The 16,041-nt window shown below is 62.7% G+C and carries 20 protein-coding genes; 10 read left to right on the plus strand and 10 right to left on the minus strand.

Annotation, left to right across the window (positions count from 1 at the left end; all coding sequences use genetic code 11):
• From EN955_RS19265 to EN955_RS19280, 4 genes are all read left to right on the plus strand, one after another.
• On the plus strand, positions 1–842 hold an 842-nt coding region (locus EN955_RS19265; protein WP_164769895.1), incomplete at its 5' end, for a ribokinase.
• Position 843: 1 nt separating this feature from the next.
• Positions 844–2,292, plus strand: a complete 1,449-nt coding sequence (locus tag EN955_RS19270; RefSeq protein WP_024502822.1) for an amidase — start codon at positions 844–846, stop codon at positions 2,290–2,292.
• A 113-nt stretch (positions 2,293–2,405) separates the two neighbouring features.
• Positions 2,406–3,020: a LysE family translocator gene (locus tag EN955_RS19275; protein ID WP_013529595.1), complete on the plus strand. Its 615-nt coding sequence runs from the start codon at positions 2,406–2,408 to the stop codon at positions 3,018–3,020.
• A gap of 101 nt (positions 3,021–3,121) precedes the next feature.
• Positions 3,122–3,442 carry a hypothetical protein gene (locus EN955_RS19280; RefSeq protein ID WP_013529594.1) on the plus strand — a complete coding sequence of 107 codons (321 nt, stop codon included), beginning with the start codon at positions 3,122–3,124 and terminating at the stop codon, positions 3,440–3,442.
• A 416-nt stretch (positions 3,443–3,858) separates the two neighbouring features.
• On the opposite strand, the gene EN955_RS19290 is transcribed toward EN955_RS19280, so the two are convergent.
• Positions 3,859–4,803, minus strand: a complete 945-nt coding sequence (locus tag EN955_RS19290) for a nucleoside hydrolase (RefSeq protein WP_024502823.1) — start codon at positions 4,801–4,803, stop codon at positions 3,859–3,861.
• 315 nt (positions 4,804–5,118) lie between these two features.
• Here EN955_RS19290 and EN955_RS19295 point away from each other — a divergent pair, with 315 nt between their 5' ends.
• Positions 5,119–5,544, plus strand: coding sequence for an Hsp20 family protein (locus tag EN955_RS19295; protein ID WP_013529591.1), 426 nt, complete (start codon positions 5,119–5,121; stop codon positions 5,542–5,544).
• A gap of 65 nt (positions 5,545–5,609) precedes the next feature.
• Positions 5,610–5,864 carry a DUF1150 family protein gene (locus EN955_RS19300; RefSeq protein ID WP_013529590.1) on the plus strand — a complete coding sequence of 85 codons (255 nt, stop codon included), beginning with the start codon at positions 5,610–5,612 and terminating at the stop codon, positions 5,862–5,864.
• Positions 5,865–5,956: 92 nt separating this feature from the next.
• Here the strand turns inward: EN955_RS19300 and ptsN are convergent, their stop codons facing one another.
• The 6 genes from ptsN to lptC form a co-directional block, all read right to left on the minus strand.
• Positions 5,957–6,421, minus strand: coding sequence for a PTS IIA-like nitrogen regulatory protein PtsN (ptsN, locus tag EN955_RS19305; protein ID WP_013529589.1), 465 nt, complete (start codon positions 6,419–6,421; stop codon positions 5,957–5,959).
• A gap of 121 nt (positions 6,422–6,542) precedes the next feature.
• Positions 6,543–7,127, minus strand: coding sequence for a ribosome-associated translation inhibitor RaiA (gene raiA, locus EN955_RS19310; protein ID WP_013529588.1), 585 nt, complete (start codon positions 7,125–7,127; stop codon positions 6,543–6,545).
• Between the two features lie 265 nt (positions 7,128–7,392).
• Entirely contained in the window at positions 7,393–8,919 is a 1,527-nt protein-coding gene (gene rpoN, locus EN955_RS19315) for an RNA polymerase factor sigma-54 (RefSeq protein WP_024502824.1), read from the minus strand.
• Between the two features lie 199 nt (positions 8,920–9,118).
• Positions 9,119–9,937 carry an LPS export ABC transporter ATP-binding protein gene (gene lptB, locus EN955_RS19320; RefSeq protein ID WP_013529586.1) on the minus strand — a complete coding sequence of 273 codons (819 nt, stop codon included), beginning with the start codon at positions 9,935–9,937 and terminating at the stop codon, positions 9,119–9,121.
• Positions 9,937–10,518, minus strand: coding sequence for an LptA/OstA family protein (locus tag EN955_RS19325; RefSeq protein WP_013529585.1), 582 nt, complete (start codon positions 10,516–10,518; stop codon positions 9,937–9,939). The genes lptB and EN955_RS19325 overlap by 1 nt, the downstream gene beginning before the upstream one ends.
• The gene (gene lptC, locus EN955_RS19330) at positions 10,505–11,218 is read right to left on the minus strand and encodes an LPS export ABC transporter periplasmic protein LptC (protein ID WP_013529584.1); all 714 of its coding nucleotides are present in this window, start codon (positions 11,216–11,218) and stop codon (positions 10,505–10,507) included. The genes EN955_RS19325 and lptC overlap by 14 nt, the downstream gene beginning before the upstream one ends.
• 404 nt (positions 11,219–11,622) lie before the next feature.
• On the opposite strand from lptC, the gene sppA reads away from it, so the two are divergent.
• From sppA to EN955_RS19350, 4 genes are all read left to right on the plus strand, one after another.
• Positions 11,623–12,600 carry a signal peptide peptidase SppA gene (gene sppA, locus EN955_RS19335; protein ID WP_024502825.1) on the plus strand — a complete coding sequence of 326 codons (978 nt, stop codon included), beginning with the start codon at positions 11,623–11,625 and terminating at the stop codon, positions 12,598–12,600.
• A gap of 61 nt (positions 12,601–12,661) precedes the next feature.
• A complete protein-coding gene (locus EN955_RS19340) occupies positions 12,662–12,946 on the plus strand; it encodes an integration host factor subunit beta (RefSeq protein ID WP_006200394.1) in 285 nt (94 codons plus the stop codon).
• Between the two features lie 57 nt (positions 12,947–13,003).
• Positions 13,004–13,360 carry a DUF1049 domain-containing protein gene (locus EN955_RS19345; protein ID WP_024502826.1) on the plus strand — a complete coding sequence of 119 codons (357 nt, stop codon included), beginning with the start codon at positions 13,004–13,006 and terminating at the stop codon, positions 13,358–13,360.
• Positions 13,361–13,397: 37 nt separating this feature from the next.
• A complete protein-coding gene (locus EN955_RS19350; RefSeq protein ID WP_024502827.1) occupies positions 13,398–14,363 on the plus strand; it encodes an ornithine cyclodeaminase family protein in 966 nt (321 codons plus the stop codon).
• Here the strand turns inward: EN955_RS19350 and EN955_RS19355 are convergent.
• From EN955_RS19355 to EN955_RS19365, 3 genes are all read right to left on the minus strand, one after another.
• Entirely contained in the window at positions 14,360–14,797 is a 438-nt protein-coding gene (locus EN955_RS19355) for an EVE domain-containing protein (protein ID WP_024502828.1), read from the minus strand. The genes EN955_RS19350 and EN955_RS19355 overlap by 4 nt on opposite strands.
• Positions 14,794–15,189 carry a VOC family protein gene (locus EN955_RS19360; protein WP_024502829.1) on the minus strand — a complete coding sequence of 132 codons (396 nt, stop codon included), beginning with the start codon at positions 15,187–15,189 and terminating at the stop codon, positions 14,794–14,796. Before EN955_RS19360 ends, EN955_RS19355 begins: the two co-directional genes overlap by 4 nt.
• 71 nt (positions 15,190–15,260) lie before the next feature.
• Complete coding sequence (locus EN955_RS19365) at positions 15,261–15,953, minus strand: YafY family protein (RefSeq protein WP_024502830.1); 693 nt, start codon at positions 15,951–15,953, stop codon at positions 15,261–15,263.
• Between the last annotated feature and the right edge of the window lie 88 nt (positions 15,954–16,041).

A 16,041-nucleotide genomic window follows, 5' to 3' on the forward strand; every position in this document is an offset into this window, starting at 1 on the left:
GCCCACCGTCTCGCCGGGGCTCGGCCTTCACCACCGCGCCTGGGGGCAAGGGCGCCAACCAGGCACTGGCCGCCGCACGCGCCGGTGCCGCGGTGCGCATGGTCGGCGCCGTCGGCAGGGACAGCTTCGCAGCCGAGGCACTGGCATTGCTGCGCGACGGCAAGGTCGACCTGTCCGGCGTTGCCGAGACTCACGCCTCGACCGGCACGGCACTGATCATGGTCGCCGACGACGGCGAAAACATCATCGCCGTGGTGCCGGGCGCCAACGCTTCCGTGGTGCCAGGCGATCTCTCCAAGGCCTTTCTGAAAAAAGGCGACGTCGTGCTGCTGCAAAATGAGATTCCGCTGGCCACCGTCGATGCCGCCCTCGACCAGGCAAGGGCGGCCGGCGCCATCGCCGTGCTCAACACGGCGCCTTTCCAGGGGCAAGCAGCCGGCTTTATCGGCAAGGCCGACTATGTCGTCGCCAACGAAACCGAGTTCGACCTCTATGGCGAAGCGCTGTCGCTGCAAGGCCGCGACCGGGCGGCCCGCATGCGCGACTTTGCCGGAAAGACCGGCCGCACCGTCGTCGTCACGCTCGGCGGCGACGGCGTGATGGCGGCGACACCGAGTGATTTCCTCACCGTTCCGGCACGCAAGATCACCCCTGTCGACACGGTCGGCGCCGGCGATACGTTCTGCGGCTATTTCGCCGCCAGCCTGTCGTCGGGCCTCACGCTCGAACAGGCGCTGGCGCGCGCCGGCGCGGCCGGTTCGCTGGCCTGCCTGAAGCCTGGCGCCCAACCGGCGATCCCGCTCGCCAAAGACGTCGATCAGGCGCTGCAGGAAAGCCGTTAAAATGCTGCGCCCTCAAACGAAACATGCCGTGCCGCCGGCAGGCGACATCTGCCGCCTGTCCGCAGTCGAACTCGCCGGCGCGATCCGGGAGAGAGAGCTTTCCGTGCGCGAGGTGGTGGCGGCATTCCTCGACCGCATCGAGGCGGTCAATCCGCTGGTCAACGCCATCGTCTCCTTGCGCGATCGCGCCGATATCCTGCGCGAAGCCGATGCGGCCGATGCCAGCCCGACGCGAGCCAAAACCAACCCGCTCTTCGGCCTGCCGATGGCCATCAAGGACCTCGCCTCGACCACGGGCCTCAGGACCTCTTTCGGCTCGCCGATCTTCGCCGATTTCGTGCCGCAGGAGGACGATTTCTTCGTCGAGCGCATCCGCAATGCCGGCGCCATTATCATCGGCAAGACCAACGTCCCCGAATTCGGGCTTGGTTCCAACACCTACAACGCCGTGTTCGGGCCGACGCTGAACGCCTTCGATCCGGCCCTGACCGCCGGAGGCTCGAGCGGCGGCGCGGCCGTTGCCCTGGCGCTCGACATGGTGCCCCTCGCCGATGGCAGCGACTTTGGCGGCTCGCTGCGCAACCCGGCCGCCTGGAACAATGTTTTTGGCTTCCGCCCGTCGCAAGGACTTGTTCCCGGTGGACCCGATTTCGAAGTCTTCCATGCGCAGATGGGCGTCGACGGGCCGATGGGCCGCAACGTCCGTGACATGGCACTGCTGCTCGATGTGCAGGCCGGCTACCACCCGCACGCGCCATTGTCCTACGAGAAACCCGGCTCGTTCCTCGAAGGGCTTGGAATACCCGCAACTGGTGGCCGCATCGCCTGGCTCGGTGATCTCGGCGGTCATCTGCCGGTAGAAACAGGCATTCTCGGCCTGTGCGAGGCGGCACTTGGCCGCTTTGCGGAAGCGTCCTTCGCGACCGAGCCCCTGCTGCCGGATTTCGATTTCGAAGCGCTGTGGCAGGCCTTCGTGACGCTGCGCCAGGCCAGCAGCGGCTGCGCGCTCAAAACCCACTATGACGATCCCGCAAAGCGCCGCCTGCTCAAGCCGGAAGCCATCTGGGAAGTGGAGAACGCAACGCGGCTGACGGCGCCGCAGATCCGCGCCGCTTCGGTCATCCGCACGTCCTGGCATCGCACGCTTCTGTCGATCTTCGCCCGCTATGATCTGATTGCGCTGCCGACAGCACAGGTCTTCCCCTTCGACATCGATACGCATTGGCCGCGTGAGGTCGCCGGACGCACAATGGACAGCTATCACCGCTGGATGCAGGTTTCCGCCTTCGCGACCTTGGGCGGCTGCCCGGCGGCCAATGTGCCGGTCGGCTTCGACGATAGAGGGCGGCCGATGGGCATGCAGCTGATCGGCCGGCCACGCGGCGACCTTGCCGTGCTCAAGGCGGCGGCCGCCTATGAGGCAACACTGCCCTGGCCGGCCGGCGCCTGAATCGCACGCGTTGGCGTGCCGCGGCGCTTCGCGCACCGGCTTGCATCGCTATCGCCGCCATGCATTGATTATCCTCAGCCGCGCCGCCTCGGCGGTATTCCTGGGGAAAAAGCATGTCGCTCGAACTCTACGCCGCCTATGTCCTCGCTTGCATCGTCATTATCCTGGTGCCCGGTCCGACGGTCACGCTGATCATTGCCAACAGCATCCGCCATGGCTCGCGCGCCGGCCTCGCCAACGTCGCCGGCACGCAGGCCGGGCTTGCCGTGATGATCGCCATCGTCGGCATCGGCCTCAACACGCTGATCGCAGGCATGGGCCACTGGTTCGAATGGGTACGGCTGATCGGTGCCGCCTATCTGATCTGGATGGGTGTGCAGATGTTCCGTTCCAAGGGCACGTTGAATGCCGATGGAACAGCGAGAAAGCCGCGCGGCGGCTTCTTCCTGCAGGGCCTGCTGGTGGCGCTGAGCAACCCCAAGACGCTGATTTTCTTCGGCGCCTTCTTTCCGCAGTTCATTTCGCCGCAAGGCAACTACTCGCTGCAGATCGCCGTCATGGGTCTGACCGCCATGATCTTCGCCGCCTTCTCGGATTCGACTTACGCGCTGGCCGCTGGCCGCGCCGGGCGCCTGCTGTCGGCCGGCCGCATCAAACTCCTGTCGAGGATCAGCGGCAGCTTCATGGTCGGCGGCGGCCTGTGGCTGGCGTTTTCGCGGTCGAAGTAAAGGCGGCCGAGCCGGCGCCGCAAGGAGTTGCAGCACCCTGGAATGGCAACAGATTGAAAGTGTGCTGTCCCACCACCACATGAATCTGGCTTGAGGGATTCATGTCTGTCTTTTGGACTTGGGATGGTTTGAAGAGGAACGCGCCTGGCGTGATCCTCTTTATTGGTGCGTTTGCGGTTATGATCATGTTGGCGGCAAACAAATGGATCAACGACGCCAGCCCGATCCGATCGGTCGACACAGTCGAGGCAAACGTCGAAAGTGTCCGGTTGGACCATGGCCGCGGCATATATCTGGTTTCTATCGAGAACGGTTCGTCTGTCCTTATCGATGACGATCACCCGCATCTGATCGGCTCGCGCACAAACATCGAACGCGTCACGCGCGACAATGGCTTCGTCTTCTACCGATTCGTGAATTGAATCATGGCAACAGTATCTTCTCTCAGAAACCGCCTGCTTCTGTTTCAGGCAGAATACCGAGACGCAGTCATTGGTGTCGTATTCTTCTGCGCACTGCCCCTGGCGGCGCTGATCCCGATTGCGATGAACCAGGACAATCCGGTTGTGGCAACTCAGAGTGTGATGGGCACTATCGAGTATGTGAGGTTAATGCCCATCAATCCGAAGATGGCTGCCGGGCGCGGGCTGTATTACACATACGATGTCCGCCTTGATGGCAACAACGCGGTGACATCATCGATGATGAAGTGGGGATGCCGCACCTTGTCGGTTCGGTCATCCCCATCGAGCGGCAACATCATAAGCGCGGCGGAGACACCTATCGGTTTCTCAATGAGTGAAGACGCGTGCTCACAAGTTCAGTTCTGTTCTGACGGTCAGTTAAGCCGCCCCAGCCTCTCCACTAGCAAGGCGAAAAACGCATCATGGTCGATGTCGCGCATCACCATGGCGTTCTTCGGCCGTTTGGTGACGCCCCACCAGTCGATCACGGTCATGCCCATGGTCAGTTCCGAGGCGGTTTCCACGCTGACGTTGCAGTTGCGGCCCTTGAACAGGTCCGGCTTCAACAGATAGGCGATGACGCAAGGATCGTGCAGCGGGCCACCGTCGGTGCCGTATTTCTCTTCATCGAAGCGCTCGAAGAACTCCAGCATCTCCGCAGTGGCGGTGCCGACCCTGGTGCCCAGCGCGCGGAAGGCCTGCGTGCGCTTGGCGGTGGTCAGCGCCTTGTGGGTGACGTCGAGAGGCATCATGACGATCGGAATGCCGGATTTGAGCACGACATCTGCGGCCTGCGGGTCGACATAGATGTTGAATTCGGCGGTCGGGGTGACATTGCCGCCTTCGAAGAAGCCGCCGCCCATCAGCACGATTTCCTTGATGCGCGGTGCGATGCGCGGCTCGCGGATCAGCGCCAGCGCAATGTTGGTGAGCGGGCCGAGCGCGCAAAGCGTGATCGTGCCGCTTTCTTCGCTCATCAGCGTCTGGACGATGAAATCGACCGCGTACTGGTCCTGCAGCTTCATCGTCGGTTCGGGCAATTGCGGACCGTTGAGGCCGGTCTTGCCATGCACTTCCTCGGCGGTGACCAGTTCGCGCGTCAGGGGCCGGATGGCACCGGCATAGACCTTGATGTCCGGGCGGCCGGCCAGCTCGCAGATCTTGCGGGCATTCTTTTCGGTAAGCTTCAGCGGCACGTTGCCGGCAACGGCTGATATGCCGACGATCTCCAGTTCGGAGCTGCCGAGCGCCAGCAATATGGCGACGGCATCATCCTGGCCGGGATCCGTGTCGATGATGATCTTGCGTGACTGGGGCATTTCAATTCCTTGTTTGGCGAGGTCGTGGACTTGCATCGATCCGATCGGAACATCCAAATGACGCCGAAGCGGCCGCGAGCTGCCAGGCCGAACCGCTCGACCGGGGAAGACAATCCCGACCCGCGCGCTTTTCCTTGCATCTGCTCGCCGTTTCAAGCGCCATGTCTGTCATTCCTGTGAGTCCACGGCCTGGTCTTTTTGGGCGGGTCTGTTGACGGCTTGAACTTGGTCGCGGGGCGGACCATATCAAGGCCATCGGGAAAAATGCCATCTGGGTTTTTCCACTTTATGTCGCTCTTGAGAGGACAGTGTAACATGAGCCGAATGACGCCCTTTTCCAGCCCGCTTCTGCTTGGTTTCGACGCCATGGAAAAGACCCTGGAACGCCTGGCGAAGTCCGGTGACAGCTACCCTCCCTACAACATCGAACGCCTCAGCGGCGCCGACGGCAAAACCGAAAGGTTGCGCATCACATTGGCGGTCGCCGGTTTCGCCGAAAGCGATCTCGATGTCACCACGGAGGAAAACCAGTTGGTCGTGCGCGGCCGTCAGACCGACGACACCGAGCGCGAATTTCTTCATCGCGGCATCGCCGCGCGCCAGTTCCAGCGCTGTTTCGTGCTGGCCGACGGCATGCGGGTGATCGCAGCGGAGTTGAAGAACGGCCTTTTGGCGATCGACCTCGATCGGCCGGAGTCCGAACGGCTGGTACGGAAAATAAACATATCGGTGAAAGACTGATCTTTACCGATGGCTCTCATGCGGGATGGCCTTGAGCGGCGTCCTCGCGCCAAGGAGGCTTTGAAATGACCAGAACTGAAACTATCACCATGACCAATGGCGAATTCGCTCATCTCGGCGAGGGCTCGGTCGCTTATCTCAGAAAGGTCTCGAGCGACGAATTGCTCGGCCGTTTCCCCAATCTCGGCGAAATCGCTCCCGGCATGGAACTGTGGGCGCTGTTTGCCGCCAATGGCCAGCCGATCCTGCTTTCCGACGCGCGTGACCGCGCACTGGCCGGTGCCATGGAAAACGACCTGACCACGGTCGCCATCCACTAAGGCCCAGCGCGCCGCCCTGTTAGGCGCGACCAGCAGGCTCAAACGCATAGGGCCGCCCGTGGCGGCCCTTGAATGTCGTCTCACCAGAAAAATCAGGCCGCGTGCGAGGCCTGGGTGTCCGATAAAAGCGCGTGGATAGCCGCGGCGTCGCGCGTACCCCTGATCTTGGCCACCGTGTCGGCGTCACGCAGCACTCGCGCGATGCGCGACAGTGCCTTGAGGTGATCGGCGCCCGCCCCTTCCGGCGCCAGCAGCAGAAACACCAGATCGACGGGCTGATCGTCCAGCGATTCGAAATCGACAGGCGTCTCCAGCCGGGCGAAAACACCTGCGATGCGCTTCACGCCGGCCAGCTTGCCGTGCGGGATGGCGATGCCGTTGCCGACGCCGGTCGAACCCAGCCGCTCACGCTGCAGGATGGTGTCGAACACCTCCCGCTCCGGAATGCCGGAAATCGCCGCCGCCCGTTCGGACAGCAATTGCAGCAGCTGCTTCTTGGAGTTCGCCTTCAACGCCGGCAATATCGCCGGAACGTTGATAAGATCGCTCAGATCCATGCTTGAAAATCCCTTGTTCGCCTGCCGTCACCAGTCCTCACCCCTCGTGCGGCCGGCTCTTATCCCAGTGCGACCTCGTCGTCACCGTGCGACCCTTGTCGTCACCGTGCGACCGTTGTCGTCACGCTTGTGCGACCTTGGTCGTCGACGGGTCGATCCAACCGATATTTCCATCGGGTCGGCGATAGACGATGTTGAGATGGTCGGTTCCCGCGTTGCGGAAGACGAAGACCGGGCTGTCCTTGGTGTCGAGCTCGATGACCGCCGACGCCACCGACATGGTCTTCAGCGTCATGGTTGATTCGGCGACGATGGCCGGCGCGAAATTCTCCGGAATGTCCTCGTCGTCATCGGCAAGCGGCGCCATCACCGTGTAGGCTATGTCGGTTGGCTGGCCGTTGGCGGCGCCCGAATTGTGCGATTTCAGCCGGCGCTTGTAGCGCCTCAGGCGGGTTTCCAGACGGTCCGCCGCCGCCTCGAAGGCAAGCGTCGGATCCTGGGCATCGCCGGTGGCCTGCAGCGAAGCGCCGGAATCCAGCCGGATCATGCAATCCGCCGAATAGCGCGAGCCCGATTTGATGACCGTGACATGTCCGGCAAAGCCGCGATCGAAATATTTGCCGATCGCTTCGCCGACACGATCGTTGATGCGTGTCCGAAACGCATCGCCGATGTCCATGTGTTTTCCCGATATGCGCAGATTCATCTGAAAACTGACCTTCCTTGCTCAGGCTTCAAACTGGCCCGAGTTTATACTCGTGATCCGTGCGCACAAGCTTTGCGGCGTCACTTGCGCCGATTTTAAATCCAGACTTTCCGGTTGATCACAAGCCGCCCTTTGACCGTCCCGAGGCCAACGTCGTGACGGACCATCCGCATGCGGGCATCTAGCCCGTCTCATGCGGGCGGGCTTCTAGCCAGTTCACCGCGGCTTGTCAATGAAGTGCTGGCTTGTGGAAAATCGACCCGCCTCAGCGCCCGGCGCTGGCCATCGCACGTTTCTCGCGCCGGCGCTGCACCGAGGAGGGGATATTCATGCCTTCCCGGTACTTGGCGACCGTACGCCTTGCAATGTCGACGCCACTTTCGCGCAACATGTCGACGATTGCATCGTCGGAAAGCACGTCGACGGGCTTCTCCTCGTCGATCAACTGCTTGATGCGGTCACGCACGGCTTCCGAGGAGTGCGCATCGCCGCCGCCCGATGCGGCGATCGAGGCGGTGAAGAAATAGCGAAGCTCGAACACGCCGCGCGGCGTCAGCATGTATTTATTGGCTGTGACCCGGCTGACGGTCGATTCGTGCATGCCGATGGCGTCGGCCACCGTGCGCAGATTGAGCGGCTTCAGCTGCCGCACGCCATGGACGAGGAAGGCGTCCTGCTGGCGAACGATTTCCGAAGCGACCTTGAGGATGGTCTTTGCCCGCTGGTCGAGGCTGCGCGTCAGCCAGTTGGCGTTCTGCAGGCATTCGGCCAGAAAATCCTTTTCCGCCTGGTTCTTGGCCTGCGGAGAGACCTGGGCGAAATAGATATGGTCGACCAACACCCGCGGCAGCGTTTCGGCATTGAGTTCGACCGTCCAGCTGCCGTCATTGGCCGCGCGCACCTCGACATCGGCGACGATCGCGTCGCTGGCGCCGCCCGAAAACGCCATGCCCGGCCGGGGATCGAGCGCCCGGATTTCGGCCAGCATGTCGAGCAGATCCTCCTCGTCGACACCGCAGATCCGTTTCAATGCGTGAAAATCGCGCCGTGCCAGGAGTTCGAGATTGGCGACCAGCGCCTTCATCGCCGGATCGAGCCGGCTCCGCACGGCAAGCTGCAGCGACAGGCATTCGGCCAGGTCGCGGGCAAACAGGCCGGCCGGCTCGAAGGTCTGACACACCGCCAGCACCTTCGCCACGGCGGCGGCATCCGCACCGAGACGAGCGGCGATCTCGGCCAGATCGGCACGCAGGTAGCCGGTCTCGTCAAGGCCGTCGGCGAGGTCGGCGGCGATCAGACGTGCAGCCGGATCGGCGAAGGCTAGCGCCACCTGTTCACCGACATGGTCGCGCAGCGTGATCGCAGCAGTCGCCATATCGCCGGCGTCAAACCACTCGGATGAGGAACCCGCGCCATTGCCGGAAGCCGATTTCCATTGCGCCGTCAGGTCGGGACCGAGCCGCTCGCTGGTGCCCGGGTCGTCGGGAAACAGGTTTTCCAGCGACGTGTCGAGCTTGTCCGAGATCGCCTCCGCGCTCCACTGCGTCTCGTTTTCGAACCAGTCGCCTTCGGGGGCGGCTTGCGGCTCCGCCTCGATCTTCTGCGCCTGGTCGCTGGCGGCATCGTCCTGCGGCTCGGCGCGCTCCAGCAGCGGATTGCGCTCGATTTCCTCGTCGATGAAATGCTCGAGTTCGACATGGGTGAACTGCAGCAGCCGAATCGACTGCATCAGTTGCGGCGTCATCACCAGCGACTGCGATTGTCGTAGCTGTAGTTTGGCCGCCAACGCCATGGTTCGGTTTCAAACGCCTCGTCTACGCATCCGGACTTCCGGAAAGGAATTTTGCAGCCGGCCATAGAAACTGGCCCGGCTTTTGCTTGTCAAGGCAATTGGTAGCAAAACTCGCTTACCGGAGCGTTATCTCGGAGCAAAATCGACGAAAAAGCGCCGCGCGAACCGCAAAAATCGTGTCAGGAAACAAATTTCACGCTCAGAGGGTGAAACCCTCGCCGAGGTAAAGTCGCCGCACATCCGGGTTTGCCACCACTTCGTCGGCCCTTCCATGGGTCAGCACCTGGCCGGCATGGATGATGTAGGCGCGGTCGATGAGGCCGAGCGTTTCGCGCACATTGTGATCGGTGATGAGGACGCCGATGCCGCGCGCCGTCAGGTGGCGCACCAGTTGCTGGATATCCGCGACGGCGATCGGATCGATGCCGGCGAAAGGCTCGTCGAGCAGCATGTAGGCCGGACGCGTCGCCAGCGCTCGCGCGATTTCCAAGCGTCGCCGCTCGCCGCCCGAAAGCGACATGGATGGCGCCTTGCGCAGATGGCTGATGTGGAATTCCTCGAGCAGTTCGTCGAGATTGCGCTCGCGCACCTTGCGGTCCTTTTCGACCACTTCCAGCACGGCGCGGATATTCTGCTCGACATTGAGGCCGCGGAAGATCGATGCTTCCTGCGGCAGATAGCCGATGCCGAGGCGTGCGCGACGGTACATCGGCATCGACGTGACATCGAAGCCGTCGATCTCGATCGTGCCTTCATCCACCGGCACCAGGCCGGTAACCATATAGAAACAGGTCGTTTTGCCGGCGCCGTTGGGGCCGAGCAGTCCAACGGCCTCTCCGGCGCGCACGCCGATGGTAACGCCGCTGACGACCTTGCGGCCCTTGTAGCTCTTGGTCAGCCCCTTGGCGATCAGGGTTCCCTTGAACTTTCCCGCATCGACGGTCACCGTGGCCGGCGCCGAAAGCTTGCCGGCGGCCCGTCCCGGAAGACGCGCCGTCAGCGACGACAGGCTGGCCATCAGGGGTTCGTCGCTCCCGATTTCGGCGGCGGCGTGATCGACATCTGGACACGTTGCCCAGCGCATGGATCCACCTGAGCCAGCCCGCTTTTCATCTGCACGGTAAGCTTGCAGCCCACCAGAACGTTGTCGTTTTGCGACAGAACGACCTTTTTGCCCGAAAGCACCAGCACCTGGCTCTTCATATCGAAACTGCCTTGATCGCCGGTCGCGATCTGCGCATCCGACTTGATATAGACCTTGTCGGAGATCTCCAGGTGGTCGATGTTGGCCGAGCCCGTCATCGCAGCACCCGCGGCCTCCGTGCCCTTGGCAGCGGCGTTGGGGTCCTTGACGTAGTAGACCGTCATCTTGCCGGCCTTCATCAATGTCGGCCCCTGGACGACGCTGACATTGCCCGTGAAGATGGCGACACTGTCGGCCTGGCGGACTTCCAGCTTGTCGCTCTCGATCTGGATCGGCTTGTCGCCGGACAGTTTGAGGCCTGATTGACTGGTCGTCTGCGCCCATGACGGCACGAGTCCGAGCAGCAGCAACGCTGAAGTTGCAGCCGCGAGCCGCGTCGAACTACTGAGCCGCATTGGTTTCTCCGCTGTTTCCCTGTGCCGCCTTCAGGGCGGCGGAATCGATGTTGACGCGCACTTTGTTCTCGAAAACCAGAATCTTGCCATTGTCCTGGACCGACATCGTATCCGCCGTGATCCGCGACCCGCCACGGCTGACATCGACGGGATCTCCTGTCTTCATAGTGCCTTTGCCCATGTCGAGGAAGACCGATTTGAACTTGGCCTGCATGCCGTCGGTCGTGGTGATCGTCACGTCACTGGTCAGGTTCATCGTATTGCCGTCGCGATCGTAGGTGCCGTGCGAGGCCTTGACCGCCGCCACATTGTCGGACGCGATCGGCACCTTGGCGTCGATGCCTTCCAGCTCGATGATACCTTGCGTGCTGACATCCTGAATGGCACGCAGCGCCGTCATCGAATAAGGCTGCTTCTGCTTGGTGAAACCGTTGAGCTTGGGATTGGCCATCACCAGCTTGCCGTTGGAAAAGGCAGTGCCTTCCGCCTGAATCTTCACCGAGACGGGTGCGGCGAGATAGGAGTAGACCGGGAAAGCGACCGCTATCAGTGCTGCGGCCACCGGCACGGCAAATTTGAGAACGCGCACGCGGCGCGAATGACGCTGTGCACGGTCGAAAGCATCGCCGCGCGTCCGGCCGTCCGCCGGGGGAGCCAACACCGCCTCGGCGTCGGTCGGTTCAATCGGTCGCGCTAACATTCACTGCTTTCTTCTAACCCTGCCCGCCCTTGGGCACCGCCTATAGGTGGGACGCCGGCGCTTTCAAGCAAGCACAAGCCCACGAAAACTGCAAAAATGTGACAGCCGCCTTTGTACAGACGAAAACGAAGTCCGCACAACTGCGTGTTCTCCATAGCAGAAACAGACACGCGGCGTAAAATTTATCAGCCATCGGTCTCGTCGCCCGACCTGGTGGCGATTGCACGAATATGTGAGCAGACCGACGCCTGGAGAGGGCCCGACCCGGCCCCGTCGACTGCCGACGCGGATAGCCACCTCACGTCCAGGCGCCGACTTGTCTCGCCATGCGCAAAAGAGAACTGCTTCCAGATGGGAGGATCATGGTCTAAAAGCGTCTCCTCCCGCCGACTGAAAGGCTGACCATGGCACTGAGAGCCGACGACCTGATCGACCGCCGCCGTTTGCGGCGCAAGCTGACATTCTGGCGCGTCGTCGCCATAGGCATCATAGCCCTTGGGGTGATTGCGCTTTCAACCTGGTTCTATGGCGACGATTTCGGCGGCTCGACGGTCGACCATATTGCCAAGGTCAAGATCGAAGGCACGATCACCGAGGACGAGGAACTGATCAAGCGGCTGGAAACCATCCGTCTTTCATCGAAGGTGAAAGGCGTGATCCTGTCGATCGATTCGCCTGGCGGCACCACCGTTGGCGGTGAATCGATCTATGAAGAAGTGCGCAAGCTGGCCGCCGACAAGCCGGTGGTGGCGGAAGTCGGCACGCTCGCCGCATCGGCGGGCTATATGATCGCCAGTGCCGCAGATCACATCGTTGCCCGCAAGACCTCGATCGTCGGCTCGATCGGCGTGCTGATCCAGTATCCCGACGTCAGCGGCCTGATGGACAAACTCGGCGTCAAGCTGGAGGAGGTGAAATCCTCGCCGCTGAAAGCCGCGCCCTCTCCCTTCAAGCCGACCAATGACGACGAGCGCGCCATGGTTCGCAAGCTCATCCTCGACAGTTACAACTGGTTCGTCGACATCGTCGCCGAACGCCGCAAGATGAGCCGCGAACAAGCGCTGGTGCTTGCCGACGGCTCGATATTCACCGGTCGCCAGGGCGTTGCCAACGGGCTGATCGACGCCGTCGGTGGCGAGACCGTGGCGGTCGACTGGCTGGCGACCAAGGGCGTCGATGCCAAGCTCAAGGTCGTCGAGTGGAAGGATACCGAACGGCGCAGCGGCTTCCTGTTCTCGAAAGCGATGGCGCAAACGATCGGCAGTGCGCTCGGCCTGCCCGCCTGCAGCAGCGACGTCATCCATGAACTCGGAGCCGACCGCTTGTTTCTTGACGGTCTCGTTTCCGTCTGGCACCCTTGTGAAGCCGTTTGGGGCAAGTGAAAAAAGCAAATAAAATCATCCTCATAATTTTGACCGCACTGCTTTCACGGGGACCCGTCTCATGATCAAGTCCGAACTTGTGCAGATTATTGCCACGCGCAATCCGCATCTTTTCCTGCGCGACGTCGAAAACATCGTCGGCGCGATCTTTGATGAAATCACCGACGCCCTTGCCGAAGGCAACCGGGTCGAGTTGCGTGGCTTCGGCGCTTTTTCGGTGAAAAATCGTCCCGCGCGCACCGGACGCAATCCGCGCACCGGCGAATCCGTCGAGGTCGAGGAGAAATGGGTGCCGTTCTTCAAGACCGGCAAGGAACTGCGTGAAAGGCTGAACGGCGGCAAGTAGGCGCGACGCCAGCGCCTGACGGCCTTTCGGACAGGCCAGCTTCCGACGGAAAACATCATGTTCAATCGCTTCATCCTCATCGCGATCTTCGTGCCCCTGGCGATCATCCTGATCGCACTCGCTGTCGCCAACCGCGAACTGGTCGCCTTCACGCTGGACCCCTTCAATCCCGGCAATCCGAAGCTGACCCTGACTTTGCCGCTGTTCATCTTCCTGTTCCTGGCGCTCGCCATCGGCATGATCGTCGGCAGTCTGGCTACGTGGGTCAAACAGGGTCGCTATCGCAAGCTGGCGCGCCAGCGCGGCGTCGAAGCCGAGAACCTGCGCCAGGCGGTCAGCCGTGCGCCGGCGGTATCACAAAGCCAGGCACCGGGGTCCGCCCAAGGGGCAGCATTGCCGAAGCCGACCGCTTGAGCCGCCAATCGGCGGTTTTGTCCTCACGGAGTTTTTCATGCTGACCATTTCGGCCGCAGAGGTCGACCATGCGCTGACCTTTCCCGGACTGGTCGAGACGCTGCGCATGGCGTTTCGCGACGGTGCGGTGCAGCCGGTCAGGCATCATCATACGATCGAGCGGCCCGATGGTGCCGCCTCCACACTGCTTTTGATGCCGGCCTGGACCGATCTCAACGCGGCCGGCACGTCGGCCGGCGGTCACGTCGGCGTCAAGATCGTCACCGTGTCGCCCGACAACAATGCCATCGGCAAGCCCGCGGTGATGGGGCTCTATCTTCTGCTCAACGGCGCCACCGGCGAACCCGAGGCCCTGATCGACGGCCAGCGGCTGACACAATGGCGCACCGCCTGTGCTTCGGCGCTCGCGGCCTCCTATCTCGCCCGCGACGATGCCTCGCGGCTGCTTGTGGTCGGCGCCGGCGCGCTGTCGCCCTTCCTCGCCAAGGCGCACTCGGCCGTGCGGCCCATCAAGACCATCCGCATCTGGAACCGCACCCCGGCCAATGCCGAGAAAGTCGCGGCCGATCTGTGCGCCCAGGGCTTCGCGGCCAGCGCGGCAAGCGATCTCGATACGGAGCTTGGGCAGGCCGACATCGTCTCCTCGGCGACGATCACGACCACGCCGTTGATCAAGGGCGCATTGTTGCGGCCGGGAACCCATGTCGACCTGGTCGGCGGCTTTACGCCGACGATGCGCGAGAGCGATGACGATGCGATCAGGCTTGCCCGCGTCTATGTCGACACCCGCGCCGGCGCCACCAAGGAAGCCGGCGACATCGTCCAACCGCTGGCCTCCGGCGTGCTGAAACCGGAAGCCATCGTCGCCGATCTGCACGAATTGGCGCGCGGCCGGAAGAAGGGCCGCGAGAGCGCCGGTGAGATCACGCTGTTCAAGTCGGTCGGAGCGGCGCTCGAGGATCTTGCCGCCGGCGTTGCCGTCTACAAGGCGCTCACGGCCTAGTTTACCGTTGCACCCATTTCGGCGCCCATCGCCTCGGCGATCACACGAAAATCGTGATCCCCGATTTCAAAAAGGCCAAAGCGAAGCTGATAACCCCAGTTCGACTTGGCCACGGTGAAGTCCAGCCTGTCGAGCAGCGGCTTGATCGGCGCTTCCTCGGCCTTGGCCCATGCCACATCGCGGCGGAACGGCGTGAAGCCGGCGCCCATATCGCCCTGATAAGGCTCGCCTTCCCGCACGATGCCTATCGCCGTGAAAGCCTGCAGGCCGTCTTTGTCGCCCAAAACAGTGGTCGGCGAATAGTAGACGACGCCATCACCCGGCTTGACGCGACGCAGCGGTGCCGCCTTGCCGTGGTTGACCTGCATGAAGCCGGCTGTGCGACCACGCCGGACATGCTCGGCCGACGCCACCGCTATCCAATACGCGCTCATTTCTGTTCCCCATTGGCCTGTTCCCCGTCGGACAGCCAGTAGACGCGCAGGCGATGATTGTCGGGATCGAGCGCGACAAAAGTGCGGCCGAAATCCATGTCGGTCGGCGTCTGCAGGATCTTCAGCCCGCGCCCGGACCAGTCGGCATGGGCGGCATCGACCGCATCGGGCGTATCCAGCGCAAACACGATTTCGGCGCCACCGCCTGACGTGGCGGCTGCCGGCTCCACCGTATGGCGCGACCACAGGCCGAGCTTGAAGCCGGCATCGAGCACGAACAGCACGAAGGTCGGCGAACTTTCGACCGGCTCACGACCGAGCAGCGCGCTGTAGAAGGCACCGCTCTGCTGCGGCTGGTCGACATAGAGGATGACGAAATTCGGGGTGACCATATCTGCTCTCCAAGGTTCGGTGTTTCGACTTGGCGAACATAAGATAGGCTACTGTCAGAATATGGCAGCAGTCATCGCGAACCACGCGGCTTGTCGAGCGTCGTTCGCCATTCCTTGAGCAGCGCCTGGCGACGACGCGGATAGCGCGTGTCCATTGCTTGGAGTTCGGCGATGCGATCGGCGCGAAAATGCCGGAAATCCTGCCGCATCTCGCACCACGCCACCACCACCCGCACCTTGTCGAAGAAGCCCAGCGCAAATGGCCAGACGACGCGCTGGGACACGGCCCCGCCGGCATCGCGGTAGAGAAAGCCGAGCTTGCGCTCGTTGCGGATGGCCTGCCGCACCAGACCAAGGTCGATGCCCTCGGTGGCCACGGCAGGAGGCCCGACCAGCAGTGTGCTCGCGTCAAGATCCTCGCGCAGATCGTCGGGCAGCACGGCTGCGATCTTGGCCAACGCGTTGGCGGCGGCGGCCGAGAGACGCTGGTCCGGCTGCCTGGCGACCCAGCGCGAGCCGAGCACAATGGCTTCGATCTCCTCGTCGCTGAACATCAGCGGCGGCAGCATGAAGCCGGGCTTGAGCACATAACCCAACCCCGCCTCACCCTCGATCGGCGCGCCCTGGCCCTGCAGCGTGGCGATGTCGCGGTAGAGCGTGCGGATCGAAACGCCCGTCTCGTCGGCAAGCATGTGCCCGCTCACCGGCCGGCGATGCCGGCGCAAGCACTGTATGAGGTCGAGTAGGCGTTCGGAGCGGGACATCGAGCAGATTTGCCTGTTTCTTTGACATTGGTCCATCGCCGGCAGACATAAACCGGAGAGGCCGACCTGTCGGACTTGGTTGCGAAGC

This window comes from Mesorhizobium sp. M7A.F.Ca.CA.001.04.2.1 (genome assembly GCF_003998485.1).
Lineage (GTDB): Bacteria > Pseudomonadota > Alphaproteobacteria > Rhizobiales > Rhizobiaceae > Mesorhizobium > Mesorhizobium ciceri.

What these genes read in the sequence shown, in the direction of transcription:
- lptB (WP_013529586.1), bottom strand. Translation starts at nt 9,937, where the DNA reads ATGGCCAGCCTGTCGTCGCTGACGGCGCGTCTTCCGGGACGGGCCGCC.
- ptsN (WP_013529589.1), bottom strand. Translation starts at nt 6,421, where the DNA reads ATGGATCTGAGCGATCTTATCAACGTTCCGGCGATATTGCCGGCGTTG.
- EN955_RS19290 (WP_024502823.1), bottom strand. Translation starts at nt 4,803, where the DNA reads ATGCCCCAGTCACGCAAGATCATCATCGACACGGATCCCGGCCAGGAT.
- EN955_RS19270 (WP_024502822.1), top strand. Translation starts at nt 844, where the DNA reads ATGCTGCGCCCTCAAACGAAACATGCCGTGCCGCCGGCAGGCGACATC.
- EN955_RS19360 (WP_024502829.1), bottom strand. Translation starts at nt 15,189, where the DNA reads ATGGTCACCCCGAATTTCGTCATCCTCTATGTCGACCAGCCGCAGCAG.
- EN955_RS19340 (WP_006200394.1), top strand. Translation starts at nt 12,662, where the DNA reads ATGATCAAGTCCGAACTTGTGCAGATTATTGCCACGCGCAATCCGCAT.
- EN955_RS19300 (WP_013529590.1), top strand. Translation starts at nt 5,610, where the DNA reads ATGACCAGAACTGAAACTATCACCATGACCAATGGCGAATTCGCTCAT.
- EN955_RS19280 (WP_013529594.1), top strand. Translation starts at nt 3,122, where the DNA reads ATGTCTGTCTTTTGGACTTGGGATGGTTTGAAGAGGAACGCGCCTGGC.
- lptC (WP_013529584.1), bottom strand. Translation starts at nt 11,218, where the DNA reads ATGTTAGCGCGACCGATTGAACCGACCGACGCCGAGGCGGTGTTGGCT.
- sppA (WP_024502825.1), top strand. Translation starts at nt 11,623, where the DNA reads ATGGCACTGAGAGCCGACGACCTGATCGACCGCCGCCGTTTGCGGCGC.
- EN955_RS19325 (WP_013529585.1), bottom strand. Translation starts at nt 10,518, where the DNA reads ATGCGGCTCAGTAGTTCGACGCGGCTCGCGGCTGCAACTTCAGCGTTG.
- EN955_RS19350 (WP_024502827.1), top strand. Translation starts at nt 13,398, where the DNA reads ATGCTGACCATTTCGGCCGCAGAGGTCGACCATGCGCTGACCTTTCCC.
- EN955_RS19345 (WP_024502826.1), top strand. Translation starts at nt 13,004, where the DNA reads ATGTTCAATCGCTTCATCCTCATCGCGATCTTCGTGCCCCTGGCGATC.
- EN955_RS19295 (WP_013529591.1), top strand. Translation starts at nt 5,119, where the DNA reads ATGAGCCGAATGACGCCCTTTTCCAGCCCGCTTCTGCTTGGTTTCGAC.
- raiA (WP_013529588.1), bottom strand. Translation starts at nt 7,127, where the DNA reads ATGAATCTGCGCATATCGGGAAAACACATGGACATCGGCGATGCGTTT.
- EN955_RS19355 (WP_024502828.1), bottom strand. Translation starts at nt 14,797, where the DNA reads ATGAGCGCGTATTGGATAGCGGTGGCGTCGGCCGAGCATGTCCGGCGT.
- EN955_RS19275 (WP_013529595.1), top strand. Translation starts at nt 2,406, where the DNA reads ATGTCGCTCGAACTCTACGCCGCCTATGTCCTCGCTTGCATCGTCATT.
- EN955_RS19365 (WP_024502830.1), bottom strand. Translation starts at nt 15,953, where the DNA reads ATGTCCCGCTCCGAACGCCTACTCGACCTCATACAGTGCTTGCGCCGG.
- rpoN (WP_024502824.1), bottom strand. Translation starts at nt 8,919, where the DNA reads ATGGCGTTGGCGGCCAAACTACAGCTACGACAATCGCAGTCGCTGGTG.